Origin of the sequence: Actinomadura napierensis (assembly GCF_039529375.1) — a bacterium.
GTDB lineage: Bacteria > Actinomycetota > Actinomycetes > Streptosporangiales > Streptosporangiaceae > Spirillospora > Spirillospora napierensis.
Genome location: NZ_BAAAMR010000002.1, coordinates 93,771 through 119,402 on the forward strand (window position 1 = coordinate 93,771; position 25,632 = coordinate 119,402).

General features: G+C 72.3%; 25 protein-coding genes and 1 tRNA gene. 11 read left to right on the top strand and 15 right to left on the bottom strand.

Annotated elements, in window-relative coordinates:
* Positions 1-219 precede the first annotated feature (219 nt).
* On the bottom strand, positions 220-1,842 hold the full coding sequence (locus tag ABD296_RS01940; RefSeq protein ID WP_344260670.1) for a long-chain fatty acid--CoA ligase: 1,623 nt from the start codon (positions 1,840-1,842) through the stop codon (positions 220-222).
* A 67-nt stretch (positions 1,843-1,909) separates the two neighbouring features.
* Complete coding sequence (locus ABD296_RS01945) at positions 1,910-2,431, bottom strand: SigE family RNA polymerase sigma factor (RefSeq protein WP_344260672.1); 522 nt, start codon at positions 2,429-2,431, stop codon at positions 1,910-1,912.
* A gap of 296 nt (positions 2,432-2,727) precedes the next feature.
* Here ABD296_RS01945 and ABD296_RS01950 point away from each other — a divergent pair, with 296 nt between their 5' ends.
* The 3 genes from ABD296_RS01950 to ABD296_RS01960 all read left to right on the top strand — a co-directional run bounded on the left by ABD296_RS01950 (position 2,728) and on the right by ABD296_RS01960 (position 7,857).
* Positions 2,728-3,720 (top strand): hypothetical protein, encoded by a 993-nt coding sequence (locus ABD296_RS01950; protein ID WP_344260674.1) that lies wholly within the window; start codon positions 2,728-2,730, stop codon positions 3,718-3,720.
* The gene (locus ABD296_RS01955) at positions 3,714-4,544 is read left to right on the top strand and encodes a MauE/DoxX family redox-associated membrane protein (RefSeq protein ID WP_344260676.1); all 831 of its coding nucleotides are present in this window, start codon (positions 3,714-3,716) and stop codon (positions 4,542-4,544) included. Before ABD296_RS01950 ends, ABD296_RS01955 begins: the two co-directional genes overlap by 7 nt.
* A 67-nt stretch (positions 4,545-4,611) precedes the next feature.
* Entirely contained in the window at positions 4,612-7,857 is a 3,246-nt protein-coding gene (locus tag ABD296_RS01960) for a S41 family peptidase (protein WP_344260678.1), read from the top strand.
* 57 nt (positions 7,858-7,914) lie between these two features.
* Here ABD296_RS01960 and ABD296_RS01965 read toward each other — a convergent pair whose 3' ends face one another.
* Together ABD296_RS01965 and ABD296_RS01970 are read right to left on the bottom strand one after the other, a co-directional pair.
* Positions 7,915-8,295, bottom strand: coding sequence for a hypothetical protein (locus ABD296_RS01965; protein WP_344260680.1), 381 nt, complete (start codon positions 8,293-8,295; stop codon positions 7,915-7,917).
* A gap of 289 nt (positions 8,296-8,584) precedes the next feature.
* Entirely contained in the window at positions 8,585-9,772 is a 1,188-nt protein-coding gene (locus ABD296_RS01970; RefSeq protein ID WP_455363850.1) for an ATP-binding protein, read from the bottom strand.
* 510 nt (positions 9,773-10,282) lie between these two features.
* On the opposite strand from ABD296_RS01970, the gene ABD296_RS01975 reads away from it, so the two are divergent.
* Positions 10,283-11,428, top strand: coding sequence for a serine hydrolase domain-containing protein (locus ABD296_RS01975; RefSeq protein ID WP_344260684.1), 1,146 nt, complete (start codon positions 10,283-10,285; stop codon positions 11,426-11,428).
* On the opposite strand, the gene ABD296_RS01980 is transcribed toward ABD296_RS01975, so the two are convergent.
* Genes ABD296_RS01980 through ABD296_RS01990 form a run of 3 tightly spaced genes read right to left on the bottom strand, consistent with a single transcriptional unit; the run spans position 11,423 to position 14,249 of the window.
* Positions 11,423-12,625 carry a low temperature requirement protein A gene (locus ABD296_RS01980; RefSeq protein ID WP_344260686.1) on the bottom strand — a complete coding sequence of 401 codons (1,203 nt, stop codon included), beginning with the start codon at positions 12,623-12,625 and terminating at the stop codon, positions 11,423-11,425. The genes ABD296_RS01975 and ABD296_RS01980 overlap by 6 nt on opposite strands.
* A 23-nt stretch (positions 12,626-12,648) precedes the next feature.
* Positions 12,649-13,899 (bottom strand): RNA polymerase sigma factor, encoded by a 1,251-nt coding sequence (locus ABD296_RS01985; protein ID WP_344260688.1) that lies wholly within the window; start codon positions 13,897-13,899, stop codon positions 12,649-12,651.
* Positions 13,896-14,249 (bottom strand): YciI family protein, encoded by a 354-nt coding sequence (locus ABD296_RS01990; RefSeq protein WP_344260690.1) that lies wholly within the window; start codon positions 14,247-14,249, stop codon positions 13,896-13,898. The genes ABD296_RS01985 and ABD296_RS01990 overlap by 4 nt, the downstream gene beginning before the upstream one ends.
* Before the next feature lie 345 nt (positions 14,250-14,594).
* Between ABD296_RS01990 and ABD296_RS01995 the strand changes: the two genes are divergently transcribed.
* Complete coding sequence (locus ABD296_RS01995) at positions 14,595-14,897, top strand: hypothetical protein (protein WP_344260692.1); 303 nt, start codon at positions 14,595-14,597, stop codon at positions 14,895-14,897.
* A gap of 24 nt (positions 14,898-14,921) precedes the next feature.
* Here the strand turns inward: ABD296_RS01995 and ABD296_RS02000 are convergent, their stop codons facing one another.
* Positions 14,922-15,665, bottom strand: coding sequence for a GntR family transcriptional regulator (locus ABD296_RS02000; protein WP_344260694.1), 744 nt, complete (start codon positions 15,663-15,665; stop codon positions 14,922-14,924).
* Positions 15,666-15,790: 125 nt separating this feature from the next.
* Between ABD296_RS02000 and ABD296_RS02005 the strand changes: the two genes are divergently transcribed.
* Positions 15,791-16,177 carry an ATP-binding protein gene (locus tag ABD296_RS02005; protein ID WP_344260696.1) on the top strand — a complete coding sequence of 129 codons (387 nt, stop codon included), beginning with the start codon at positions 15,791-15,793 and terminating at the stop codon, positions 16,175-16,177.
* A 136-nt stretch (positions 16,178-16,313) separates the two neighbouring features.
* Entirely contained in the window at positions 16,314-16,694 is a 381-nt protein-coding gene (locus ABD296_RS02010; protein ID WP_344260698.1) for a hypothetical protein, read from the top strand.
* 384 nt (positions 16,695-17,078) lie between these two features.
* On the opposite strand, the gene ABD296_RS02015 is transcribed toward ABD296_RS02010, so the two are convergent.
* The gene (locus ABD296_RS02015) at positions 17,079-18,080 is read right to left on the bottom strand and encodes a pirin family protein (RefSeq protein WP_344260700.1); all 1,002 of its coding nucleotides are present in this window, start codon (positions 18,078-18,080) and stop codon (positions 17,079-17,081) included.
* 101 nt (positions 18,081-18,181) lie between these two features.
* On the opposite strand from ABD296_RS02015, the gene ABD296_RS02020 reads away from it, so the two are divergent.
* Positions 18,182-18,640, top strand: a complete 459-nt coding sequence (locus ABD296_RS02020; RefSeq protein ID WP_344260702.1) for a MarR family winged helix-turn-helix transcriptional regulator — start codon at positions 18,182-18,184, stop codon at positions 18,638-18,640.
* Positions 18,641-18,647: 7 nt separating this feature from the next.
* Here ABD296_RS02020 and ABD296_RS02025 read toward each other — a convergent pair whose 3' ends face one another.
* On the bottom strand, positions 18,648-19,073 hold the full coding sequence (locus ABD296_RS02025) for an MFS transporter (RefSeq protein WP_344260704.1): 426 nt from the start codon (positions 19,071-19,073) through the stop codon (positions 18,648-18,650).
* A gap of 165 nt (positions 19,074-19,238) precedes the next feature.
* Between ABD296_RS02025 and ABD296_RS02030 the strand changes: the two genes are divergently transcribed.
* Positions 19,239-19,997: a M15 family metallopeptidase gene (locus ABD296_RS02030; RefSeq protein WP_344260706.1), complete on the top strand. Its 759-nt coding sequence runs from the start codon at positions 19,239-19,241 to the stop codon at positions 19,995-19,997.
* A gap of 110 nt (positions 19,998-20,107) precedes the next feature.
* On the opposite strand, the gene ABD296_RS02035 is transcribed toward ABD296_RS02030, so the two are convergent.
* The 4 genes from ABD296_RS02035 to ABD296_RS02050 form a co-directional block, all read right to left on the bottom strand.
* Entirely contained in the window at positions 20,108-20,272 is a 165-nt protein-coding gene (locus ABD296_RS02035; protein WP_344260708.1) for a hypothetical protein, read from the bottom strand.
* A 62-nt stretch (positions 20,273-20,334) separates the two neighbouring features.
* Positions 20,335-20,423: transfer RNA gene (locus ABD296_RS02040), tRNA-Ser, on the bottom strand.
* Between the two features lie 41 nt (positions 20,424-20,464).
* Positions 20,465-20,842: a cupin domain-containing protein gene (locus ABD296_RS02045; protein ID WP_344260710.1), complete on the bottom strand. Its 378-nt coding sequence runs from the start codon at positions 20,840-20,842 to the stop codon at positions 20,465-20,467.
* A gap of 37 nt (positions 20,843-20,879) precedes the next feature.
* The gene (locus ABD296_RS02050) at positions 20,880-23,039 is read right to left on the bottom strand and encodes a MinD/ParA family ATP-binding protein (protein ID WP_344260712.1); all 2,160 of its coding nucleotides are present in this window, start codon (positions 23,037-23,039) and stop codon (positions 20,880-20,882) included.
* A gap of 179 nt (positions 23,040-23,218) precedes the next feature.
* Between ABD296_RS02050 and ABD296_RS02055 the strand changes: the two genes are divergently transcribed.
* Together ABD296_RS02055 and ABD296_RS02060 are read left to right on the top strand one after the other, a co-directional pair.
* Positions 23,219-24,175, top strand: a complete 957-nt coding sequence (locus ABD296_RS02055; protein WP_344260714.1) for an NAD(P)H-quinone oxidoreductase — start codon at positions 23,219-23,221, stop codon at positions 24,173-24,175.
* A 13-nt stretch (positions 24,176-24,188) separates the two neighbouring features.
* Positions 24,189-24,734 (top strand): bacterial proteasome activator family protein, encoded by a 546-nt coding sequence (locus tag ABD296_RS02060; protein WP_344260716.1) that lies wholly within the window; start codon positions 24,189-24,191, stop codon positions 24,732-24,734.
* 46 nt (positions 24,735-24,780) lie between these two features.
* Here the strand turns inward: ABD296_RS02060 and ABD296_RS02065 are convergent, their stop codons facing one another.
* Complete coding sequence (locus tag ABD296_RS02065) at positions 24,781-25,584, bottom strand: HAD family hydrolase (protein WP_344260718.1); 804 nt, start codon at positions 25,582-25,584, stop codon at positions 24,781-24,783.
* Between the last annotated feature and the right edge of the window lie 48 nt (positions 25,585-25,632).

Consider the following 25,632-nt stretch of genomic DNA (forward strand, 5'->3'; position numbering starts at 1 on the left):
TGGGAGTCCGCCCCCAAAGGGGCCGTCCGGACAATCAGCCCACCTTGCATACACCCCTTCACCGGTTCGACACCACTCGATCCCCCGAAATCGCCGATTCGGGTTATCGGACAGTGAAGCACCCGCCCCTCTCCGTGATCACTTGGTTCATGACCGAGCGTCAGAATCGCGTCAGGCGGAGGCCGTCCCCCCGCTCGCCGGGGACGCAGCGCCGCCCGCTCAGTCGGCGCGTTCGACCTGCAGGCCGCCGTCGGCGTAGCGGCGGCGCAGCACCTTCTTGTCGAATTTTCCGACGCTGGTCTTCGGGACCTCCGCGATGAACGTCCAGCGCTCGGGGAGCTGCCATTTCGGCACCCGGTCGGTGAGGAACTCCCGGAGCTGCGCCGCCGTGACCGACGCGCCGTCGCGGACGACAACGGAGGCGAGCGGCCGCTCCTGCCAGCGGTCGTCCGGGACCCCGACGACGGCCGCCTCGATCACGTCGGGGTGCGCCATCAGGTGGTTCTCCAGCTCGACGGAGGAGATCCACTCGCCGCCGGACTTGATGACGTCCTTCGCCCGGTCGGTAAGGATCATGTAGCCGTCGGGGGAGAGGTTGCCGACGTCGCCGGTGCGCAGCCAGCCGTCGTGGAACCGGCCCGGGTCCTCGTCGCGGTAGTAGGCGCCGGTGATCCACGGCCCGCGGACCTCCACCTCGCCGACGGCCTCCCCGTCGTTCGGGAGCACCACGTCGCCGTCGCCGACCACGCGGATCTCCAGGCCGGCGAGCACCCGTCCCTGGCTGGCCCGCGCCTGCCAGGCCCGCTCCCCGTCCGCGCCCACGGGCGGGTGCGCCATCGTCGCGACCGGCGAGGTCTCGGTCATCCCCCACGCCTGCACGATCCGGACGCCGATCTCGTCGAACCCGCGCATCAGCGACTCCGGCACCGCCGACCCGCCGCACGGGACGAGCCGCAGCGAGCTCAGGTCGGAGCCGTGCTCGCGCGTGTACCGCAGGACGTCCGCCCAGATCGTGGGGACGGCGCCCGCGATCGTGGGACGCTCCGACTCGATCAGCCGAACGAGCGGCTCAGCCTGCAGGAACCGGTCCGGCATGACCAGCGCCGCGCCCGCGAGCACCGCCGCGTACGGCAGCCCCCACGCGTTCGCGTGGAACATCGGGACGACCGGCAGCACGACGTCGGCGCCGCTCATCCCGAGCGCGTTGCCGGTGCACACCGACACCGAGTGCAGGTACGCGGACCGGTGCGAGTAGACGACGCCCTTCGGGTTGCCCGTGGTGCCGCTGGTGTAGCACATGGCGGCGGCGGACCGTTCGTCGATCTCCGGCCAGGCGAACTCCGGCGGCGCGGCGGCCAGCAGCTCCTCGTAGGAGTGCAGCTCCTTGCCCGCGCCCTCCAGCGGCGTGGTCTCGCCCTCGCCGACCACGACGACGTGCCGGACGGTCTTCAGCTGCGGCAGCACCGGCGCGAGCAGGGGGATCAGCGACCCGTCCACGATGACGACGTGGTCCTCGGCGTGATTCGCGATGTACACCAGCTGGTCGGGGAAGAGCCGCAGGTTCAGCGTGTGCAGGACGGCCCCCATCGACGGGACCGCGAGGTAGGCCTCCAGATGCTCGGTGTTGTTCCACATGAACGTGGCGACGCGCTGGTCGCCGTCCACGCCGAGCGCGCGCAGCGCCCCGGCGAGCCGCGCGGCGCGCTCACCGACCTCGGCGTAGGTCCGGCGCCGCGCGCCGTCCCCGGTCCAGGTGGCGATCTGCGCGGACCCGCACACCTGCGCGCCGTACCGCATGATCGTGGTGATGGTCAGCGGGAAGTCCTGCATGGTGCTCCACACGGCACACCTCCGGCTCGGCAGCGGAATTCCGTTCTAGCCCAACCGGGAGTGTTTGCCCAGAGCCTGATCACTCCCGCTGGGGAGGGATGCCCGGGAAGTCGTCGCCGAGGGCGTCGTCGTCGCGCAGGCGGGCCATGGCGCGGGAGACGGTGCTCTTGACAGTGCCGACGCTCACGCCGAGCACATTGGCGATCTCCGCTTCGGACATGTCCTCGTAATAGCGGAGCATGACGGCGAGGCGCTGGCGTTCGGGAAGCCGGCCGAGCGCGCGGCCGAGGGCGTCGCGCATTTCGGCGCGCCGGGTGTGATCGTCCACCGGACGGTCGGGAACCTGATCCGTGGGGTAAATATCCAGCTTTCGGCGGCGCCACCAGGAGATCTGCGTGTTGGCCATCGCGCGCCGGACGTAGCCGTCGACGGCGGAGCGGTCGTGGATGCGGTCCCAGGCGAGGTAGGTCTTGGCGAGCGCGGCCTGGAGCAGGTCCTCGGCCTCGGCGCGATCGCTGGTCAGGCGCATCGCGGCGCGCAGCAGGGTGGGGCCGCGGTCCGCCACGTACGCGCGGAACTCCTCGTGCCGCGTGCTGTTCACCTCACCCCCGAGCCAGGGTCGCGGAGGCGCCCGGCGGCGGGTGGACCCCGAATGTGATCTTGGCCGCGCCGGACTCCCGGTACAGTTGACGATCTCAGGTTGATCGTAATTCCGGGCCTACTTAAAGCACATATCCGGGTCAACCAGTTAATAATCCTCAACCAAGGTCGATTGATCCTCCCCCGGCGATCGACTTATCGCGACAAATCCGTCGACAGAGCGTGCACCGCGCGTGACTCTTGACTCGCCGTCCTAACAGACGTCACCCCCAGTGAAGATCGAGCCGGAGTGCCGCCATGCCGCTACCCCACCGCCGTGGAGCCAGGCGCCGCCGTCTCCGCGAGGCCGTGCTCGGGGCGTCCCCCGAGCCGGACGCCGGCCTCCCGGAGAACGCCGGACGCCCGCTCGGCGCGCTGTCCGGGACGATCCTCGACGCGAGCCCGCACCTGCTGGTGCTGGACGCGGACGGCACCGAGCTGCGGCTGGCGATGTCCGGCGACACCACGGTCTGGCACGGCGGGCGCGGGGGCCTCGCCGCGCTGCGGCCGGGACGGGAGGCGATCGTCCGGCCGAAGGCCGGCGGACCCGGGATCGACCGGATATGGGTCGACATCGAGCGGGTCGCCGGCACCATGCTGGCGTGCGGGCGGGACGCCTGGGAGGTGGACATGGGCCCCCATCGCGGGCGCGCCCATGTGGCGATCCCCCCGCACGCCCTCCAGCAGGTGCTCGTCCGGCACCCCCGGCTGGAGCCCGGCTACCTCGTCGACGTGATCTGCGTGCGCTCCCCCGGCGGGCCGCAGGCGGTGCGTCCGGGCACGTCGCAGCCCGGGTACCGGGTCGAGGACCTGGCCGGTCCGGAGGCCGCGGCGCCCGCGCCGGCGGTGCTGCGCGGGACGGCGACCTGGTTCGGTCACGCCCCGGCGCCGCGCGGCGCGGCGTACCCGGCGGTCGACCCGGAGGGGGACGCCGGCGGGTGCGCGGACGCCCCGTCCGGCTGCGTCCCGTTCCCGTACCTGTCGATCGGCGGCGAGATCACGGTTCACAACGAGTGCAGCGGGCGCGCGGGGCGGGTGCCGGTCGTGCAGTGCGGCTGCGCGGCAGCGCGGTTCTGCGACCGGTGCGTGGAGTGCGGGGCGTCGCCGCGCGGCCGGATCGTCGAGCTGACGCCCGAGACGTTCGTGGGGCTCGGCGGCGATCTGGAGGCCGGGTGCTTCAACGTGCTCGCGCGGCCGGACGTCCCGGCCGTCCGGTTCGGCGGTCCGGCGGAGGAGGCGGCGACATGGTGACGTTCCAGAACACGCAGGTGCTGCTGCTGGCCATGGTGCTGCTGGCGGCGTGCCTGGCGAAGCTGACGATCCGCGAACGGGTGGCGGACGCGCCCGACCACGTGCACGGCGTCCCCGTCCCGGCCGGGCTCGCTGGGCTGACGGCGCTGCGCCGCAGCCGCGGGATGAACGTCGGGCTCGGGCTCGGGGAGGGCGTGCTCGGGCTGGCGCTGCTGGTGACCTCGCAGTTCTCGGTGCGGCTGGCCACGACGCTGGCGTTCGCGGCCGCGACCTGGGTGGTGGGGGAGCTGCGGGTGCGGCGGCCGGACGCGGGGTGCGGCTGCTTCGGCGGCCTCAGCGCCAAGCGGGTCGGCCGCCGCAGCGTCCTGCGCGCGCTGCTGTTCACCGGCGCGGGCATCGCCTCGCTCGGCGCGCCGATGGCGGGCCTGGACGTGCTGCGGGACGTCCGGACGCAGGTCGCGCCGGTGCTGGTCCTGGAGCTGGCGCTGTTCGCGGCGCTCTCCCCCGAGCTTTCGGAGCTGCTGGGCCGGGGGTCGCACACGCGCGGGCTGGGCCGTCCGGAGACGCCGTGCGAGCGGCGCCGGAGCCCGATGCCGGAGACGTACGCGGCGCTCTACGACAGCCCCGCGTGGGTCGAGCACGAGAACGCCGTCGCCAGCGCGGTGCCGCTGGACGTGTGGCGGGAGGGCTGCTGGCGGTTCGTGGTCTACCCGGCGCGGGTGGACGGGCACGACATGGAGATCGTGTTCGCGGTGTCCACGGCGGAGCGGAACCGGGCCGTCCGGGCGGCGCTCGTGCCGGCGCGCGTCGCGAGCCCCGTCTAGCGGTTTCTTGGACGCGTCCAAGAAACCGCTAGAGATTCCTCGCGGGCGGAGCGGGCACTGACCGCGCGTGGGGGGAAACGGCGGCGGCTACCTGCGGTTCCCGTCGATCTGCGGCGACGACGTCGTCTTCGTGTGCGAGGACGACCTGTGGACGGTGCCCGCGTCCGGCGGCCGGGCGTACCGGTTGACCGCCGGGGTCGCTGCGGCCGCCTATCCCCGGCTGTCGCCGGACGGGCGGCTGCTGGCGTTCGTCGGCCGCGAGGAGGGCCCCGCCGAGGTGTACGTCATGCCGGCGGCGGGCGGGGCGGCACGGCGGCTGACGTTCCACGGGACGTCCTGCACGATCACTGGCTGGGATCCGGACGGCCGGATCGTCTACGCCAGCGACGTCCGGCGCCCGTTCCGAGGCTACCAGTGGCTGTACCGGATCGATCCCGGCGGTCGCGGCATACCGGAGGAGCTTCCGTACGGGCCGGCGAGCAGCGTGACGTACGGGCCGGACGGCGCGATCGTCATCGGCCGCAACACCGCCGACCCGGCCAGGTGGAAGCGGTACCGGGGCGGGACGGCCGGTGACCTGTGGATCGACCCCGACGACTCCGGTGATTTCCGGCGGCTGATCGAGCTGGACGGCAACCTCGCCGCGCCCTGCCGGCTCGGCGGCCGGATCTACTTCCTGTCCGACCACGAGGGCGTCGGCAACGTCTACTCCTGCCTGCCCGACGGCTCCGACCTGCGACGTCACACCGACCATGACGACTACTACGCGCGCAACCTCGCCGACGACGGCCGCCGGCTGATCTACCACGCCGCCGCCGACCTGTACGTCCTCGACCCGGACAGCGGTTCTCGCCGGATGGATGTGCGTCTCGGCAGCTCCCGCACCCAGCGGAACCGGCGGTTCGTGCCCGCCGCCGAGTACCTCGACACGGTGACGGTGAACTCGGCGGGCGACGGGCTGGCGATCACCACGCGCGGCAAGGCGTACTCGTTCGCCGCCTGGGAGGGGCCGGTCCGCCAGCACGGGCGGCAGGACGGCGTCCGGTACCGGCTGCTGACCTGGTTCAACGACGACCGGCGGCTGATCGCGGCGGCGTCCGGCGAGGACGGCCGGGAGCGCATCGTCGTGCTGACCGCGTCCGGCGCCCGCGACGCGGCGCACGCCGAGACGTCCGGGGACGTCGGCCGGGTCCTGGAGCTGGCGCCGTCGCCGTCCGCAGACCGGTTCGCGTTCACCAACCACCGCAACGAGCTCTACCTGCTGGAACCCACCGGCGGCGGCCCGCTGGAGCCGGTGCCGCTGGACGTCAGCCCGTACGGCGCGATCACCGGCCTGGCCTGGTCGCCCGGCGGCGAATGGCTCGCCTACGCCTGCCCGACCGGCGCGCAGACCACCGCGATCAAGGTGTGCAACGCCGAGACGGGCCTGGTCGCGCCGGTCACCCGGCCCGTCCTGCACGACCGCGCCCCCGCCTGGGACCCCGCCGGCCGCTACCTGTACTTCATCGGCCAGCGCGTGTTCGACCCGGTCGCCGACACGCTCCAGTTCGACCGGGGCTTCCCGCTGGGCGCCCGCCCGTACGCGGTCACGCTGCGGAAGGACGTGCCGTCGCCGTTCATGGCGACGCCGCGCCCGGTGACCGGCGCGAACGCGCCGGGCGAGGCGAGCCTCGCGGAGGGCTCGGACGCGCGGGACGTCACCGGCCCGGGGCTCGGCGCGAGCGTGGCCGCCACGGCGCGGCTCGCGATCGACTTCGACGGGATCGAGCGCCGGGTCGTCGCGTTCCCGGTCGCGGAAGGCCGGTACGGGCGCATCGTCGGGACCAAGGGCCAGGTGCTGTACTCCGTGTTCCCGGTGAAGGGCGCGCGCGGCGACGATCCGGCGCTCGGCCGCGTCGACGCGTTCGACCTCGCGACGCGGCAGGCGCGGACCCGGCTGCGCGACGTCGGCGACTTCTGGCTGGCCCGCGACGGCGCCACCCTGCTGTACCGGTCGCGGTCCCGGCTGCGGCTGGTCACGGCGGGGCGCGAGCAGCCGCCCGACGACCGGCCGGGCCGCCGCAGCGGCTGGATCGACCTGGACCGGGTCAAGGTGTCGGTGAGCCCGGCGACCGAATGGCGGCAGATGCTCCGCGAGACCTGGGTGCTGCAGCGCGAGCACTTCTGGGACGAGGACATGGCGGGCATCGACTGGGACGCCGTCTACCGCCGCTACCTCCCACTTGTCGACAAAGTGACAACTCGTGGGGAGTTCTCCGACCTGCTCTGGGAGATGCAGGGCGAGCTCGGCACCTCCCACGCCTACGAGATCGGCGGCGAGTACCGCAGCCGGCCCGTCTACGACCAGGGCTTCCTCGGCATCGACTGGGCCGTCCGGGACGGCCGGTTCGTGATCGCGCACATCATCGAGGGCGACCCGTGGGACCCCGCCGCCACCTCACCGCTGAACCGTCCGGGCCTGGACGTGCGGCCGGGCGACGCCGTCGTCGCGATCAACGGCGAGCCCGTCGCGCCGGGCGGCGTCGTCCCCGGCGAGCGGCTCGTCAACCTCGCCGGCGAGGAGGTGCTGCTGACGATCCGGCGCGGCGACGCCGACCCGTTCACCGTCGCCGTCAGGACCCTCGCCGACGAGCGCCCCGGCCGCTACCGCGACTGGGTGACCGCCAACCGCGCGCTCGTGCACGAACGGACCGGCGGGCGCGCCGGCTACCTGCACGTCCCCGACATGGGTCCGGACGGGTTCGCCGAGTTCCATCGCGGCTTCCTCGCCGAGTACGACCGCGAGGCGCTGATCGTGGACGTCCGCTTCAACGGCGGCGGCAACGTGTCGGGCCTGCTTTTGCAGAAGCTCGCGCGGCGCCGGATCGGTTACAACTTCCCGCGCTGGGGCGTCCCGATGCCGTACCCGCGCGAGTCGCCGCGCGGCCCGCTGGTCGCGATCACCAACGAGCGGACCGGCTCGGACGGCGACATCTTCAGCCACGCGTTCAAGCTGCTCGGCCTCGGCCCGCTGATCGGCCGCCGGACGTGGGGCGGCGTCGTCGGCATCCGGCCCCGGCACCGCCTCGCCGACGGCACCGTCACCACGCAGCCGGAGTTCTCCTTCACCTTCGACGACGTGGGCTGGCGGGTCGAGAACTACGGCACCGACCCCGACATAGAAGTCGACATAACGCCACAGGACCACGCGAACGGCACCGACACGCAACTCGTCCGCGCGATCGACGAGGCGCTCGACCTGCTGACCCGGTTCCCGCCGCACACGCCCGACCCCTCCACCCGCCCGGTCTTCAAGGCGCAGGGCGACGCATAGCGGAAGGCCGCACCCGCACCGGGCGCGGCCCTCACATCACCGGACGCTACGGCCGCTCTAGAAGTTCTCGTCGGTCTCTTCGTCGCGGTGCATGTCGTCCAACTGGTCGCCGTAAAGGTCGTCGTCGTCCTGGCTCCTGCGGCGGCTCGGCGCGTCCCGGCCCTGCATCCCGCCCATGTCGGACGAGTGGTCGTCGTGGTCCTGCCCGTGTCCCTGGCCGCCGCCGCCTTCGAAGCCCGGCTCGTCCTGGTAGCCCTGCGGGCCCTGGCCGTACCCCTGGCCGCCCTGCTCCTGCCGCATCTCCGGCTCGTCGGTCCCCCCGGACTGCGACGACCCCATGGACGAGGACATCTCGTCACCGGTCGCGTACTCGTCCTCCTCGCGGGACGAGTACAGGTCGTCCGGGTCCTGGCCCCGGTAGCGATCCTGCTCGTTCATCCTGATCCCCCCGACATCGGAACTTCACGCCCGGTCCGGCGCATCGGGGGCCATACCCAGATAACTACGCGTAACAACCGTCATGCCGGACAACACCCTCTGTGCTGCTATAGATCTCTCTAGGGTTGACCATAGAAAGCCTTAGAGAAACCTTGGAAGGCATGCGAGCAGAATCTACGGCTCTCTAGCTCTGGCGCTAGGAAGCCGAATAGACATCGGACAGCACGGTTCGATGCAGCTCTATAAGGCCCTCTAGCGACAACGCTAGAAGCCCCGATAGATCGATCCGTCAGGCGGGCTGGGAGCGGAGGAACTTGCCGAAGTGCGGGACGGTGAACGCGACCATGCCGCGTTCCGCGCTGTAGATCAGGCCCTTCTTGATCAGGCCGTCGCGGGCGGGCGACAGGCTGGACGGCTTGCGGCCCAGCTCGTCGGCGACCGCCGCCGTCGGCACCGGGTCGTCGCCGAGCATCGCCATCGCCCGCATGTAGTCGCGCTCCGCCGGCGTCGCGCGCTCGTAGCGGCTGCCGAAGAAGCCCACCGCGAGCTCGCTCTCCGCCTCCGGCGCGGCGACCCGGATGTCCTCGGCGGTGATCGGGGTGTCGGGCGCGACGTCCCAGACGACCTTCGCGTACGCCTGCACGAAGTACGGGTAGCCGTCGGCCGCGCCGTACAGCGCGTCGAGGGCGTCGTCGGTGAAGGTGACCTCCTCCCGCTCGGCCGGGGCGAGCAGCGCGACATCTGCGGACTCGCGGTCGAGCCGGTCGATGCGCGCGTAGCGGAACAGCCGCTCGGAGTAGGACTTGCTGGCCGACAGCACCGCCGGCAGGTGCGGCAGCCCGGCGCCCACGACGATCAGCGGGCCGCCGATCTGGGACAGCTCGTGGCACGCGGCGCACAGCGCGGACACGTCGTCGGCGGGGACGTCCTGCATCTCGTCCACGAACAGCGCGATGCCGGCGCCGACGTCGGTGGCGACGGACGCGGCGTCCACGAACAGCTCGGTGAGGTCGATCTCCAGGTCGCCGGAGTCGGCGCGTCCCCGCGAGGCGGGCACGTCGATGCCCGGCTGCCAGCGGTGCGCCCGCGCCTTCGCCCGGGTGCCGGACGGCTCCGGGCCGGCCTGCGCGAACGCCTTCAGCACGCCGAGGAACGCCTCGATCCGGTCGGGCGCGCGGTGCCGGGGCGCCAGCTCCCGCACCGCCATGTGCAGCGCGGACGCGACGGGCCGCCGGATCGACTGGTCGGGCCGCGCCTCGATCTTGCCCGTGCCCCACAGCTTCTGGATGGCCATCGACCGGAACGCGTTGAGCAGTACCGTCTTGCCGACGCCGCGCAACCCGGTGATGATCATGCTGCGCTCGGGCCGGCCCCGGGCCACCCGTTCGAGCACGACCTCGAACTGCCTCAGCTCACGGTCGCGGCCGGCCAGCTCGGGAGGGCGCTGCCCGGCGCCAGGGGCATAGGGATTGCGCACGGGGTCCACGCTCTCGGACTCTATGAGGCGATATAGCTGCGGCCGTAGATTTGGGTAGAAACCGCTGCGGCGTGTCGCGGATTCGTGCCGCCGCCCGTGCCGCGCGGGCGCGTCCGCGTGCCGTGCGCGAGCGTGCGCGGTGCCGTTGACGTGCGCGGTGCCATTGAGAGGTGGGGCCGCAGTCGCCACCATGTCGCCTCCCGGCGAGCGGGTCCGAACAAGTCGAACTGCTGTTCGACTCATTCGAACACACTAGCGCATGCCCCGCCCCCCGTCACCAGAACCCGCCAACTCCCGCCGACGATCCCGCACCGCACGGCCGGTGGGACAGCGTCGAGCCTCTCGTCACCGCCGAACTCGCCGATCGCGGCGTCGCGGTCACCGTCTACGACACCGACTGAGCGCGTCTCGGCCTCGGGCGGCAGGCGGACGTTGGCTCTCGGGGGTGAGGCGCGTCCGGCACCGCGATTCCTAGCGTGATGGCTCTCGCGACCGAAGAGGAGAGCACACATGATCCGGAACAGGCGTGTCCTGGGCGGCGCACTCGCCATGGGCCTGGCGGTCGGCGCACTGGCGGGCACCGGCGTGCACCGGAGTCCCGCCGTTGCCGCCGAACAGCCCGGGGTGTCCGAGATTCTGCACCGGCTCACCACGGACGACGGCGCGCCTGGCGCGCTCCTCGAAGTCCGGGACCGGCACGGCCGCCGCACCGTGCTGACCAGCGGTGTCGGGGACGTGCGGAACGGCACGCCCGTCCCCCGCGACAGCAGTTTCCGGATCGGCAGCGTGACCAAGATCTTCGTGGCGACCACCGTGCTCCAGCTGGTGGCCGAGCATCGCGTCGCCCTGGACGCGCCCGTCGAGCGCTACCTGCCCGGCGTCATCCGCCGGCACGGCAACGACGGGCGGCGGATCACCGTCCGGCAGCTGCTCCAGCACACCAGCGGCCTGCCCGATTACCTCGATTACGTCACTCCGCAGGACATCCTCAAGGACCCGCTCGCCCACCACGACCTCCGCGAGATGGTGGACATCGCGCTCACCCACCACCGGGTCTTCAAGCCCGGCAGGAAATGGAAGTACTCCAACACGAACTACCTGGTCGCGGGCCTGCTCATCGAGAGCGTGACCGGCCACCCGTACGGCGACGAGATCGGCCGGCGCATCATCGAACCGCTCGGCCTGGGCGCGACGTCCGTGCCGGGTGACTCCCCGACGATCCCCGGTCCGCATCCGCGCGGGTACGTGCGGCCGGGCGACGACGCGCCGCTCATGGACGTCACCGAGATCAACCCGTCGGTCGCGGGCCCGGGCGGCGGAATGGTCTCCAACGGCACCGACCTCGGCCGGTTCATGCAGGCCCTGCTCGGCGGCAGGCTGCTGCCCCCCGCCCAGCTGAGGGAGATGATGAGGACCCGCTCGACCGGCAACGCGGACGGCCGCGCCTACGGTCTCGGCCTGGAGAGCAGGCCGCTGCCCTGCGGCGGCATCTACTGGGGCCACACCGGCGACATGCTCGGATTCGAGACGGTGACCGGCGCGACGGCCGACGGCAGGCAGGCGACCGTCATGGTCAACCTCGACCCGGGCGGCTCGGACGCGCAGGACGCCGACATGGAGACCGCCGTCCAGACGGCCCTCTGCGACGCGTCATGACACGACCTGGCGCGTCACGCGTGGATAGGCGACCTGCCAGGCCACGACGGCGGCCAGGATGAGAGCCAGCGCCCACGCCGGAAGATCGGCGCCGAGGGCGGCCAGCAGGACGGGGGCCGCCACGCACGGAACGGCCCAGCCGAGGAGCCATCGCCGAGGCAGCCGAGCCAGGGCGCCCAGGACCGTGGTGGCCAGGAAGTACAAGGCCAGGCCGCCGCACAGGAGCCAGCGGGTGCCGTCCGGGACGTGGCCGCCCGCGTGGGCGGCCACGGCGCCGAGGCCCGCCGCGACCGACGTGATGCTGACCGTCGCGGCGAAATGTCCCGGAAGCGTGGCGGTAGGGGTGGGGCCTTCGGCCTCGAAGTAGGGGACGCCGTTCACGCCGTTCTGCAGGGTCAGCCACCAGAGGCCGACCAGGAGCGCGAAGCCGGAGAGCGCGGCGACGCCGAGGCGGCCGTCCCAGTGGGCCAGCGGGTTCCCGGCCGCGTCGACCAGCTGGAGGACGGCCTCGCCCAGCACGATGATGACGAACAACCCCAGCCGTTCGCCCAGGTGAGAGAGGTCAAGGACGGCGCGGGTGGGCACCGGCAGCTGCTCACCGCCACGCCGCCGGCGGCGCTGCTCGGTCTGCCGGGTCGCATGCTCCAGCAAGCGGTCGGGCACCCGGGACTGCAGGACCGAGAAGGCGATGTCGAGGGCCGCAGCCCCGGCCCACAGCCAGTAGCGCGCCGGAGCGTGCACCCAGATGGACGCGAACCACGGGAGCAGCCCCGCGCCCGCCTGCGCGGCCGGCCAGGACGTGAGGATCTTGCCCGTCCGCTGCCATGTGCTGGACGCCAGCATCCGGCAGACGATGTAGGCGATGACGAACGTCCTGCTGTGATCGACCTCCGGCGCCTCATGGAGAACGTCGGGCACCGTGGTCGGGATCGCGGCGGCCATGACGGCGATGCCGAACATCGCGATCAGCATCGCCCGCTGCCGAGTCCACCGCCCGGCCACGTTCGCGTACAGGGTGAAGGACGTCCACACGCTCCAGACCGCGTAATAGAGCAGGACGAACGCGCCGATGCCCGCGGCCGACGGCGCGTCGTGCACGCGATGGGCGAGCTGCGCCACCGCGGCCACGACGACCAGGTCGAAGAAGAGCTCCAGCCAGCTCGCGTGGCGCTCGGCCACCACCTCGTCGTCCGCCACGACCAGTGATCATCGCAGACGGGTCAGCGGCCGGTGAGGGCGGTGAGCTTGCGCTGGAACGTGGCGCGCTCCGGTTCGTTGCCGGCGAGGGCCACCGCGGCCCGGTAGGCGCCGGCCGACTCGGCGATCCGGCCGATGCGCCTCAGCAGGTCGGCGCGCGCCGCGTGGAACAGGTGGTAGCGGCGCAGTTCCGCGGCGCCGGACAGGTCGTCCAGCAGGGCGAGGCCCACCTCGGGTCCGTCGCGCATGGCGACGGCCACCGCCCGGTTCAGCGCGACGAGCGGGGACGGCTCGATCCGCAACAGCACGTCGTAGAGCCCGACGATCTGCGGCCAGTCGGTGCCGTCGAAGTCGGCCGCCTCGTCGTGCAGCGCCGCGATAGCCGCCTGCACGGCGTAAGGGCCGACGCCGGGGCCCGTCAACGCCGAAACGACGAGTTGACGCCCCTCGGCAATAAGGTCGGCGTCCCACAACCCGCGGTCCTGGTCCTCCAGAAGCACCTGATTCCCCGCCGCGTCGACCCGGGCCGCGCGCCGCGCGTCGGTGAGGAGGAGCACCGCGAGCAGCCCCGTGACCTCCCGCTCCCCGGGCAGCAGGCCGTGCAGGATCCGGGCGAGCCGGACGGCCTCGTCGGCCAGGCCGGGCCGCAGCAGGTCGTCGCCGGAACTGGCGGCATAGCCCTCGGTGAAGACGAGGTAGACGGCACGGAGCACGGCGGGCAGCCGCTCCGGCAGCTCGTCCGGCCCCGGCACGCGGAACGGGATGCGCGCGTCACGGATCTTGCGTTTCGCGCGGACGATCCGCTGCGCCATCGTCGCCGTCGCCACCAGGAAGGCGCGGGCCACCTCCGGCGTCGTCAGGCCAGCGAGGAACCGCAGCATCAGCGCGGTCCGCGCCTCCTCCGGCAGCGCGGGATGGCAGCAGGTGAAGAACAGCCGCAGCCGCTCGTCCGGAATGTCGTCGAAGCCGGGCTCCGCAGGCGCCGCGGCGGCCCGATCGCTCTCCACCCGCAGCGCCGCCAGCCGCGCCGCGTGCGCCCGGTCGCGGCGGATCCGGTCGAGCGCCTTGCGGCGGGCCACCGTCAGCAGCCACGCCAGCGGCTTGTCCGGCACCCCGTCGGCCGGCCACCGCTCCAGCGCGGCCTCCATCGCGTCGGAGACGACCTCCTCGGCCAAATCGAGATCTCCGAACCGGGCGGCGAGCAGGGCGAGCAGCCGGCCCCGGTCCTCGCGGAACACCGCCTCCACGGAGCGGGCCGCCCGCCGCCCGCTCACGACCCGTCCGGCTCCCACACGGTGCGGACCTGGACGGTGCCGTACCGCGCCCCAGGACACCGGACCGCCCAATCCAGCGCCGCGTCCAGGTCGGGGACGTCGATCAGGTAGTAGCCGCCGACGATCTCCCGGGTCTCGGCGAACGGCCCGTCCGTCACGACGCGCGCCCCGTCCGCCCGCACGTGCACGGTCGTCGCGGTGGCGAGGTCGAGCGCGTTGCCGTCGAGCTTGACCCCGGCGTCGGTGACGGCCTTGTCGTACGCCATGAACTCCTCCACGCTCGGCTCCCCGGCCGGCGGCTCCTCGGCCGCCTCGGGCGACCACGTGTTGATCAGCAGCAGGTACTTCACCACGCACTCCTCATGCATCGGATGGTTGCGCGGTAATGACGCACCCCCACCCCCGAAATCGACACCCCCGCCGATGATTTTTTCCGGGACCAATCAGGCAGCCCCGGGCGGACGCCACACGACCAGCGCGATGACCGGCCCGGGAATCGCCATGAAGGCAATGAGTGCCACGCTCCACCAACGAACAGCCCTCACCACCGGTTGCGCGCTGGTTTGCCGGGCGATCGGTGTGCCGGCCGCCTTTGGAAGGGAGCGCGCGTGCAGGCGAGTGCGTCCGTGGGACGGTGCTCTGCGTCGAATGTCCGGGACGGCGGGTGCGCCGGTCGGCGAGGGAGCGGAGGGATTGTGGGCGGCAGGCACACGACCACCTTGTGGTTCGACGTCGGCCGGGCGGAGACCCACCGGGTGGCCTTCTCGTTCGACAAGTGGTCGGGGCAGCTGGTCATCACCGTCGACGGCATTCCCGTCACGCAGGAGCTCCGCCTGTTCTCGCTGAGCCTCGCCGAACACTGGACCTTCGAGGTCGGCGTGGAGGAACGGCATTCCGTGGTGATCGAGAAGAGGCGGAAGCTGCTGCTCGCCGGTGTCAGACCGCAGGCCGTCCGGGTGTGGGTCGACGGTGCGCTGGTCTCGTCCGACTTCGTGTGACGTGCCCGGAGCGCCGCGTGGGACCTACTCGACGGGGACGAGGTAGCCCAGCTCGTACCGGTCGGTGGGGATGACGATGTCGGCCGTCTCCACCGGACGATCGGCGGTGCGGTACGTCCGGCGGATCACCATGACGGTCGCGCCGACCGGCTCGCCGAGTTGCTCGGCCTCGGCGGCGAGGATCGGCCGAGCGGTGACGATCTCCTCCGCCGTCTCGATCCGCTGCTCGATCGCCCGCATCCGCGCGACGACCCCGGCACCCGCATACGGCCCTTCCTCCGGGAACATGACCGGCGTGCCCCGGGTGATCGCGAGCGGCTCCCAGGAGACCGACGCCATGACGGGCCGCCCGTCGGCGAGGTAGGTGTACCGGCTGCACATGACGCCGTCGCCCGCCGCGATGCCGAGACGCGCCGCGACCGCCTCGGTCGCCTCCTCGGTCGAGGAGGAGACACGCCAGTCGCCGGTCCGGCCCTGCCGGGCCATCTCCTCGCGGAACGGGCTGGTCGTCCGGCCTTCCTTGTACCAGTAGCGCGACATCCGCTTCAGCTCCGGCCGGCGGCGCACGTACGTCCCGGACCCGGAGCGCGCTTCCAGGTGGCCCTCGGAGGTGAGCAGCCGGACGGCCTGGAGCGCGACCGCGTCCGAGACGCCGTACCGCTCGCGAAGCTGCGGGCGTGAGGGGATCTTGTCGCCCGGCGCCAGCACCCCGTCCATGATCTGTTCCCGCAGGTCATCCGCTATGCGCTGGTATGCGGGCTGCGTCACGGTTGCTCCGGGTGGCCGGGGGCGGGTGATGTTCAGGGAACAGCTTGACAAGCTGTGCGCACCGCATGCAAGCTGTGCGCACAGCTTGGCGGCCAGCGTACAAGATCGCACGGCGGAGGCAACCCATGGAGTGGACCCAGGACTACCCCGGTCTCCCCTGCATGGTTCCGGCGATACGCGCCTTCGTCCGAGGGTTGCTGATCGACACCCCGCGCGTGGAGGAAGCCGAGAGCGTCATCGCCGAGCTGGCCGCCAACTCGCTGCGGCATACGCCGAGCGGTGCACCCGGCGGCGTCGTCACCGTCGCGGTGACCGTCCGCCCGGGCTGGGCGCGCGTCGCCGTCTCCGACTCCGGCAACGGGGCATGGTCCCGCCCCGCGGTCACCGAATGCAGCGGCGACCACGGGCGCGGCCTGCTCCTCGTCGACGCCTTCGCCGACAAGGTCGGCCACAACGCCGACGAGCGAGGACAGACCATGTGGGCCGAGTTCGCTTGGAGCGACGATGCCTGATCCAGCGGAGGACCGCCCATCTCGGCGGCATCGTCGAACGAGCGGTCGTCCGCTGCAGGCAGGAGGGCGGCGGCCCATAGAGCCGGGGCGGCGCGTCGCGGTAGGTCATCAGGCGCGCCGCCCCTATGGCGGCCGGGTGTCCGCCTTGCCGATGACATCAGGCGGCCCCGGCGCGGCGATTACAGCGCTGCGTCGGGGCCTGACCAGGAAGGCAGTCCTGGCTGTGGAGAATCGTACGATCTCTGGCGACCCGCTCGCGGCGCTTGCGGCACATCTGTCGGCGCACCGGCTCACGGTGGAGCTGACCTCGCGCGGGCTTCGGGTCGTGAATCCGGACGTTCCGGGCTGCTGTGCCGAGGCACGGCACGCGTCCGATCTGATCACGTGCCGTGCGCGGCCCGAGGACTTCGGGGACGCGTGGTTCTGGACGTCGTGGGGCGAGCCGATCGCGCGTGCCGACCGCATTACCGACGCGGCCGTCTTCATTCGCGGCTACCTGGCGGGAGCGGGACGGTGACGGCGCCGTGGGCGGCGGTCGAGCTCGACCCCGAGCGGGTGGCGGTGGAGCTGGCGCGCAGGTTTCCCGGGGTGTCGGCCTGGTGGGGCGAGTTCACGGGCCGGTGGTGGGCCTTCGCGCGTGATCAGGCTGGGCGTGACCGGCTCATTGAGGCGACGAGCCCTGTGGCGCTCGCGCAGATGCTGCACCAGATCGGTGCGGGGCGGCGTCCGCCGTCCTCTGCGCCGGTTCGGCGTGCCGATGTGGCGCCTTGTCGACATGTGGGCCGGGTCGAGTCGCGACGTCGGCGTCCGCAACGGGGTGGGTGGTTCCGCAGGGTGTTCGCCTTCTAGACCGGGGTGATGGTGCGGGGTTACCCCCGGCCCCGCACCATCGCTCCTTTCGTCAGGACAGGGGCTCGTCGGCCGCGGACAGGTGCGGGACGGGGACGGTGCCCATGCGGCCGGCCTGGAAGTCCTCGAAGGCCTGGACGATCTCGTCGCGCGTGTTCATGACGAACGGGCCGTAGCGGGCGACGGGCTCGCGGATCGGCAGGCCGCCGAGGATCAGGACCTCCCAGCCGTTCGCGCTGGCGAGCGGCTGGTTGTCGGCGGCGCGGACGACCAGGCCGTCCTGCTCACCGTGGTGGTGCGAGCCCGCGAAGACCGCGAGCTGCCCCTCGTCCAGGCCGATCTCCTCGACGCCCACGGTGCCGCGTCCGGACAGGACGTAGACCATCGCGTTGAAATCGCGCGGCCACGGCAGCGTCAGCCGCGCGCCCGGCGCGACGGTGGCGTGCAGGTAGTTGATCGGTGTGTACGTCACGCCGGGGCCGTCGTGCCCAGCGAGGGAGCCGGCGATCACCCGGACGAGCGAGGAGCCGTCGTCGGCGGCGAGCAGCTTCACGTCGCGGGCCTCGATGTCCTGGTAGCGGGGCTCCACCCACTTCTGCGCGCGCGGCAGGTTCACCCAGAGCTGGACACCGTGGAACAGCCCGCCCTTGGTGACCAGCTCCGGCGGCGGCTGCTCGATGTGCTGGATGCCGGACGCGGCCGTCATCCACTGCGTGGCGCCGTCGGAGATCAGGCCGCCGCCGCCCGTGGTGTCCTGGTGCTGGAACGCGCCGTCGATGATGTAGGTGACGGTCTCGAAGCCACGGTGCGGATGCCACGGCGTGCCCTTCGCCTCGCCCGGGGCGTACTCGACGGCGCCCATGTGGTCGAGGAGCAGGAACGGGTCGGCGAGCGACAGGTCGATGCCCGGGAACGGGCGCCGGACCTCGAAGCCCTCGCCCTCCAGGTGCCGCTTCGCGGTGACGATCTTCGCGACGCGGCGCCAGTCGGTGCCGGCGTCCGGCAGCAGCGGCAGCCGGGGCAGGGTCAGCGGGTCGGCCATCACGGCTGGCATGGGGTCCTCCGTCGGTCGGGGCCCGTCCGCGGCAGGGGCGGGCGTTGCCTCCTCTTCAAGTTAGTTGATGCTTCAACTATTCCCTCACTATACTGATCCGCATGAGCGAACCACGCTGGCTCGATGCCGCCCAGCAGCGCGACTGGCGGGCGTACGTGGACGGCAGCGTCCGGCTCACCGAGATGATGGACCGCGACCTGAAGACCCGGCACGGGCTCTCGGTGTCGGAGTACGAGATCCTGGTCCGGCTCTCGGAGGCGCCCGGGCATCGGCTGCGGATGGCCGAGCTCGCCGAGAACGCCAGCCAGTCGCGCAGCCGGCTGTCGCACACCTGCTCCCGGCTGGAGTCCAAGGGCCTGGTCAAGCGGGACAACTGCGGCACCGACAAGCGCGGCGTCTACGCGCAGCTGACCGACGACGGCTTCGCGACGCTGGAACGTGCCGCCCGCGACCACGTCGAGGTCGTCCGCGAGTACCTGATCGACGTGATCGAGCCCGAGGACCTGGAGGCCGTCGGACGCGCCTTCAGCGCCGTCCTCAAACGGCTCGACGCCACCTGACCGGCGTCTAGAGGGTGACCGACACGCCGGTCAGGAAGCCGACCGACACCAGGGTGAGGAACACCCACGCCAGCATCATCCCCGCGCCGAACGACCGCCACCGGCCGCCGACCTTCCACATCAGCAGGCCGCCCAGCCCGAACGCCAGCACCAGCAGCGTGACGAACTGCGGCAGCAGGCTCGGCCGCCGGCTCATCATCAGCGGCGCGTACATCATCACGAAGTCGATGAACACGAACAGGCCGAACCCCGCCGCGATCGCGCCGACCTCCCGGCCGTTCAGCGACCGGGTGCGCTCGGCGATGCCCAGTGCCCGCTCCGAGCGCAGCCGCAGCCGCGGATGCGCCGGCTCCGGCTCCTCCTGGACGCTCTGCGCCACGGCGAAGATCTCGTCCTCGAGGCTCGGAACGTCCCTCTCCTGCGGATCCGCCATCCCGGCTCCCTGAGGGCCGGCGGATGCCGGGGCGACATGCCCGGCGAGATAGGCGACGTTCGCGGCCCGTCCGCCCCGGCCCCTTTCCGGCGGACACGCCGTCAAACGCACCGTAGCGAATCCGAGGTCCAACGCGAAGGCCATGCGACGTGCCATCCTGCAAAGATGCCAGCCAGAGGGCCACTCCGCAGTGCGGCGTTCGCCGCCGTGTTCATCGCCGTGTCGACCGCCGCGACCGGATGCGGCAACGGATCCGACGACGGCGGCAAGTCCGGGACGGCGTCGCCCGCCACGCCGCCGACCGCGTCCGGGACCGGGACCGCCTCGGCCGCGCCGTCCGCGAAGCCGACGAACCAGAAGTTCCAGGCGAAGGTCGAGAAGGTCACCGCCGGAGATCTGAAGTACTCCTGGCACAAGGGCTGCCCGGTGGCGCCGTCCGGCCTCCGGAGGATCGACATGACCTACTGGGGCATGGACGACAAGCCGCACGACAACGGGCAGCTCGTCGTCAACGCCAAGGCGGCCGACGACCTCGTCAAGGTGTTCCGCAAGCTCTACGGCATGCGCTACCCGATCCGGCGCATGGAGCCGGTCGACAAGTACAAGGGCAGCGACTTCGACTCGATCGAGGCCGGCAACACCTCCGCGTTCAACTGCCGCAACGCCACCGGGTCCAGCTCGTTCTCCCAGCACGCCTTCGGCCTCGCCGTCGACCTCAACACGTGCGAGAACCCGTACGTCTACGCCGACGGGCACGTCGCCCACAAGGACTGCAAGAAGTTCGCGAACCGCAAGAGCAAGGCGCCCGGCGTCATCCACGCCGGCGACAGGGTGGTGAAGGCGTTCGCCTCGATCGGCTGGGGCTGGGGCGGCGAGTGGAGCGGCGCCCGCGACTACCAGCACTTCAGCAGCAACGGCCGCTGACCCGGCCCGCGCCGCCCCTGAGGGACGCGGAGGGAGGGGGCGTGGTGCCGGTCGGGCCCGCGCACGGGGGATGGACGCGCCGTCGCGTCCGCGCGGGCGGCTGCCCGGGGTCAGACCATCATGAGCGCGATGACGCCGACCACGACGAGGACCGCGACGACGGCGAGGCCGACGATGAGGGCCATGTTCGGGCCGGCCTTGTCGGCCGGCGCCCGGTTGGCGAAGTTCTGGAACTGGTGGGTGGTGCCTGCCGGATCATTCGGTGTCTGTGACATGCCGAAGAGAGTAACGGATGCATTCCGCCCGTTTAGGGCGCTTTCCACGGACCCCGCCCGAGCGGAGAGTGTGGGATTCGAACCCACGAGGACTGTCCCCAGCCCTGGGCGCTTTCAAGGCGCCTGCACTAGTCCACTATGCGAACTCTCCTCGGCCACGCCCGGTGGCCACGGCCCACGATAGCGGTCCTCCTACGCGCCCTCGACCGCATATCCCGGGATGGACGGCCAGCGGACCGTCATCACCACGGACTCCTCCTCGGCGTGCCACGAGTGGTCGACGCCGCGTCCCCACACGACGTAGTCGCCGGGTTCGGTCAGCAGGACGTCGCGTCCAGGGAACTCCAGCCGGAAACGGCCGCTGATCAGCACCAGCAGCGCGGTGCGCTTCTCTCCGCTGGTCCAGCGCGCGCGCCGCTCGTCTTTGGGGTGGACGCCCCATTTGACCTCGACCTCGTCGCTGTGCCGCAGGTCGCCGGACGGCTTGAAGTGGCCCAGCAGCCAGCCCCGGTCGCCGGCCGCGTCCGCGGCGGCCTTGCCCACGTAGATGCCCTGCTCGTCGCGCTCCACGGGACGCGACTTTAGCGGCGGCGGTGCGCGGGCCGGGTCAGGCGGAGGGGTCGGGACGGTCGGGGCGCGGGTAGGCGAAGCCGTCGCCGACGATGGCCGCGAGGTTGAGGTAGGCCTCGCGGGTCGTCTGGGCGAGCTGCTCCAGCTCGACCTCGGCGCCCTCCTCCAGGTGGTCGTCGTAGGGGATGCGGACGACGGCGCGGCAGCGGCTCTCGAAGTGCGCCTGCAGCTTGTCCAGGTCGACCTGGCTGCGGGTGCGGTTGCGGACCATCGACAGCACCACGACGCCGTTGCGGACGAGGTGGCCGTGGTCGTGCGCCTCCAGCCAGTCGAGGGTCGCGCTGGCCGAGCGGGCGCCGTCCACCGACGGGGAGCTGACCAGGACGAGCTGGTCGGCGAGGCTCAGCACGCCGGCCATCGCCGAGTGCAGCAGGCCCGTCCCGCAGTCGGTGATGCAGATCGAGTAGTACTGCTCCAGGACGACGGCGACGGCGGCGTAGTCCTCGGCGCTGAACGCCTCGCTGACCGCCGGGTCGCGGTCGGAGGCGAGGACCTCCAGCCGCGCGGGGTTCTGCGAGGTGAACGCGCGGACGTCGGCGTAGCGGTGGATCTTGTCGCGGCTGTTGAGCAGGTCGCGGACGGTCGCGGCGGTCTCCAGCCGGACCTTGTCGGACAGCGTGCCGCGGTCGGGGTTGGCGTCCACCGCGATCACCCGGTCGCCGCGCAGCGACCCGAGCATCGAGCCGAGCCCGGTCGTGGTGGTGGTCTTGCCGACGCCGCCCTTCAGCGACATCACCGCGACGCGGTGGTGCCCGTTCGTGACGGGGGTGCGGGTCCGCCCGATCAGGTCCTTGCGGCGCAGTTCGCCCTGCGACTCGCCCGGGTGGAGGCTGCCGCCGGTGGCCTTGTAGACGGCGCGCCGCCAGCCCGACGACGGCGCGATGCGGCGCTCGCCGAGCAGGTTCTCGGAGCTGAGGCTCTCGGAGCTCTTCGGGTCGGGCTGCTGCGGCTGCCCCGGGTACTGCTGCTGGCCGGGAGGAACCTGCTGGTACGGCCCGGGCTGGCCGGGACCCTGCTGCGGGTGGGCGTAGCCCTGCTGGGGCGGTCCGACCTCGCCGTGGGGCGGCATCTGCGCGTACGGCTGCCCGGTGTTGGGGTCGACACCGTACGGCCGCCCCGTGGTGGGGTCGATCGGGTAGGCCTGGCCGGTGTTCGGGTCGACCATGTACGGCTGGCCCGTGGTCGGGTCGACGGGGTAGGGCTGGCCGGTGTTGGGGTCTACCGGGTACGGCTGGCCGCCCTGGTTCTGCGGGTAGGGCTGCCCGGTGGTCGGGTCGACCGAGTACGGCCGTCCGTTCGCGTTCGGGTCCTGCGGGAACGGCTGCGCGTTCGGATCGTGCTGGAACTGCTGCGCGTTGGGGTCGTGCTGGAACTGCTGCGCGTTCGGGTCCTGCGGGTACTGCTGGGCGTTGGGGTCGTGCTGGAACTGCTGGGCGCCGTTGGGGTCGCCCGGAAAGGGCTGGCCCGCGTTCGGGTCCTGGGGGAAGGGCTGGGCGCCGCCCTGCTCGACAGGGTAGGGCGGCTGCGGAGCGTTGGGGTCGTGCGGCGGGAACGGCTGGTCGGGAACGTACGGCGGCAGCTGGTCGAGCGGCGGCGCGCCCTGCCCCTGCCCGTTGCCCGCGTCGTACGGCTGCTGCGGCGCCGGCCCGGTCTCCCAGGGCTGCTGCTGGTCGAACGGCTGGTACGCGGCGGCGTACGGGGGCGGCAGCATGCCGCCCTCGAACGGCTGCGGCATGGGGCCGCCGTCGTAGGGCGGAAGGTTCTGCCCCGGCCCGGGGGCGGGCGGCGGCGGGCCGAACCCCTCGGGGCCGAACGACTCGGGGGCGAAGTTCTCCGCGCCCGGGATCGGCGGCGGCGCGGCCAGCCACGGGTTGGCGTTCGGGTCGTGCGCGGGCTGCTCGGGCTGTGGCCCCTGCGGCCCCTGCTCGGCCGGCGCGGCCTCCGGGCCCGCCGCCTGGCCCTGCACCTGCTGCTCGGGCTGCTCGGGCTGCGCCGGGGGCGTCTGCCCGGGCGGCTGCCCGCCCTCGGTGGCGGCCGGCGGGACGGCGGCGGACGGCCCCGTCGTCTCGCCGCTCATCGCGTCAAGAGAGGCCAGCCGCTCCTCCAGGGAACGCCCGTCGTGCTCGTTCCTCGCCACCGTTTCTCCCCTCGGGCACACCTCTGATGATCATTACGGAGCAGGAGGGCAAATCGGCCCCCACGCAGGATACCCGCGCGTCAATACCACGCATCACCTCAGTAGATCCACATTGCCCCGGCGGAGCGGTCCGGCCGGCCGTCGGCGGGGTCCGTCCGGCGCCCGGTAGCGTGACCGGTATGCATGCGATCGTGATTCGCGAGCCGGGGGACGCCGACGTCCTGGAGTGGACGCGGGTGCCCGATCCGGAGCCGCAACCGGGCGAGGTGCTGGTCGAGGTGGCGGCGAGCGCGGTGAACCGCGCCGACGTCATGCAGCGGATGGGCTTCTACGACCCGCCCGACGGCGCGTCGCCGTATCCGGGGCTGGAGGTGTCGGGGCGGATCGCCGCGCTCGGCGACGGTGTGACGGGCTTCACCGTGGGTGATGAGGTGTGCGCGCTGCTGGCCGGCGGCGGCTACGCCGAGCGGGTCGCGGTGCCCGCCTCGCAGGTGCTGCCGGTCCCGCGCGGCGTCGACCTGGTGGACGCGGCCGGGCTGCCCGAGGTCGCGTGCACCGTGTGGTCGAACGTCTTCGCGCTCGCCGGGCTGAGCGCCGGCGAGACGTTCCTCGTGCACGGCGGCGGCAGCGGCATCGGGACGCTCGCGATCCAGCTGGCCAAGGCGAGCGGCGCGACGGTGGCGTGCACCGTCGGCGGCGGGGAGAAGGCCGCCCGGTGCCGGGAGCTGGGCGCCGACATCGTGATCAACTACCGCGAGGACGACTTCGTCGACAGCGGCCCGTACGACGTCATCCTCGACCTGATCGGCGCCAAGTACCTCGAGCGGAACGTGCGGGCCCTCGCCACCGGCGGACGGCTGATGATCATCGGGCTGCAGGGCGGCACCAAGGCGGAGCTCGACATCAACGCGCTGCTGCGCAAAAGGGCGCTCGTGCACGCAACGGCGCTGCGGTCCCGTCCGTTGGAGGAGAAGGCGGAGATCGTGGCGGCCGTCCGCGAGCACGTCTGGCCGCTGCTGGAGTCGGGGGACGTCCGCCCGGTCGTCGACCGGCGCGTCCCGATCGCGGACGCCGCGCAGGCGCACCGGCTGATGGAGCAGAGCGGACACGTCGGCAAGATCCTGCTGACCGTGTGAGGATGAGGGAGTTATGAGCGAGCCTTCGAAGAACCAGTCGGAACAGGAACCGCACGTCCTCGTGGTGGGGCCGAACGGCATCGCGCTGGAGGGCGCGGGCGACGGCGGCGAGTCCGAGGGCAAGTCGATCACCGAGATGGTCGAGCAGCCCGCGAAGGTGATGCGGATCGGCGGGATGATCCGCCAGCTGCTGGAGGAGGTCAAGGCCGCCCCGCTGGACGAGGCGAGCCGGGCCCGGCTGCGGGAGATCCACAAGTCGTCCATCAAGGAGCTCGAGGACGGCCTGGCCCCCGAGCTGGTCCAGGAGCTGGAGCGGCTGTCGCTGCCGTTCGCCGAGGAGTCCGTGCCGAGCGAGGCGGAGCTGCGGATCGCGCAGGCGCAGCTGGTCGGCTGGCTGGAGGGGCTGTTCCACGGCATCCAGACGACGCTGTTCGCACAGCAGATGGCGGCGCGCGCCCAGCTGGAGCAGATGCGCCGCGCGCTGCCCGCCGGGATGATGCCGCAGGGCATGGACCAGCAGGACGAGCCGGGACCACGCTCGTCCGGCCCCTACCTGTAAGGACGTTCCGGGACGGCCGCACCCGCCGCGGCGGGTGCGGCCGTCGTCACGGGAACAGCCGCTCCAGGACCTGCGCGACGCCGTCGTCGTCGTTGCGGGACGTGGTGTGCGTGACGGCGGCCAGCACGAGCGGGTGCGCGTTCGCGACCCCGTACGAGGTGCCCGCCCAGGAGAGCATCGGCAGGTCGTTGGGCATGTCGCCGAACGCGGTGACGTCGGCGGCGCCGAGGCCGTGCTCGGCGCACAGCGCTTCGAGGGCGCTGGCCTTGGTGACGCCGTGCGCGCTGATCTCCAGCAGCCCGCGCCCGGACGAGTGGGTCACCGTGACCAGGTCGCCGACGGCCTTCTCCGCCCGCGCGGCGAGCTCGTCGGGGTCGGCGTCGGGGCGGAAGGCGAGCAGCTTGGTGCTCGGGAGGGCGACCAGCTCCGCGGCGTCGACGGGCCAGCCGCCGAGCGCCTCGGCATCCCAGCCCGACAGGTCGTAGCTGCGCTCGAACACGAACCCGGTCGGGTACTCGACGGCGAAGCGGAACTCGGGCGAGACGCCGCGCAGCCGCTCGACCGCCTCGGCGAGCACGCCCGGCGCGATCTGCCGGGCGTGCACCACCGTCTCGGTGTGCAGGTCGTAGACGAGGGCGCCGTTCGCGCAGATGGCGAGGCCGCGGTGGCCGACGGCGGTGGCGATCTCCGCCATCCAGCGCGGGGGGCGGCCGGTGACCATGACGAGCATCGCGCCGGCGCGCTCGACGCGCGCGAGGGCGGCGACGGTGCGCGCGGAGATGGTCCCGTCGGAGCGCACGATCGTGCCGTCGAGGTCGGTCGCGATCACGCGCGGCGTGGGTTCGGTCATGTCACCTTCCAGTGCATCTCGGACTCACCTTAGGCGACGGGTCCGACG

Coding starts and splice junctions, on each gene's coding strand:
- ABD296_RS01975 (WP_344260684.1), top strand. CDS start 10,283: ATGATCCGGAACAGGCGTGTCCTGGGCGGCGCACTCGCCATGGGCCTG.
- ABD296_RS01965 (WP_344260680.1), bottom strand. CDS start 8,295: ATGAACGAGCAGGATCGCTACCGGGGCCAGGACCCGGACGACCTGTAC.
- ABD296_RS01950 (WP_344260674.1), top strand. CDS start 2,728: ATGCCGCTACCCCACCGCCGTGGAGCCAGGCGCCGCCGTCTCCGCGAG.
- ABD296_RS02025 (WP_344260704.1), bottom strand. CDS start 19,073: ATGGCGGATCCGCAGGAGAGGGACGTTCCGAGCCTCGAGGACGAGATC.
- ABD296_RS01955 (WP_344260676.1), top strand. CDS start 3,714: ATGGTGACGTTCCAGAACACGCAGGTGCTGCTGCTGGCCATGGTGCTG.
- ABD296_RS02015 (WP_344260700.1), bottom strand. CDS start 18,080: ATGCCAGCCGTGATGGCCGACCCGCTGACCCTGCCCCGGCTGCCGCTG.
- ABD296_RS02035 (WP_344260708.1), bottom strand. CDS start 20,272: ATGTCACAGACACCGAATGATCCGGCAGGCACCACCCACCAGTTCCAG.
- ABD296_RS02060 (WP_344260716.1), top strand. CDS start 24,189: ATGAGCGAGCCTTCGAAGAACCAGTCGGAACAGGAACCGCACGTCCTC.
- ABD296_RS02020 (WP_344260702.1), top strand. CDS start 18,182: ATGAGCGAACCACGCTGGCTCGATGCCGCCCAGCAGCGCGACTGGCGG.
- ABD296_RS02030 (WP_344260706.1), top strand. CDS start 19,239: ATGCCAGCCAGAGGGCCACTCCGCAGTGCGGCGTTCGCCGCCGTGTTC.
- ABD296_RS02005 (WP_344260696.1), top strand. CDS start 15,791: ATGGAGTGGACCCAGGACTACCCCGGTCTCCCCTGCATGGTTCCGGCG.
- ABD296_RS02055 (WP_344260714.1), top strand. CDS start 23,219: ATGCATGCGATCGTGATTCGCGAGCCGGGGGACGCCGACGTCCTGGAG.
- ABD296_RS02065 (WP_344260718.1), bottom strand. CDS start 25,584: ATGACCGAACCCACGCCGCGCGTGATCGCGACCGACCTCGACGGCACG.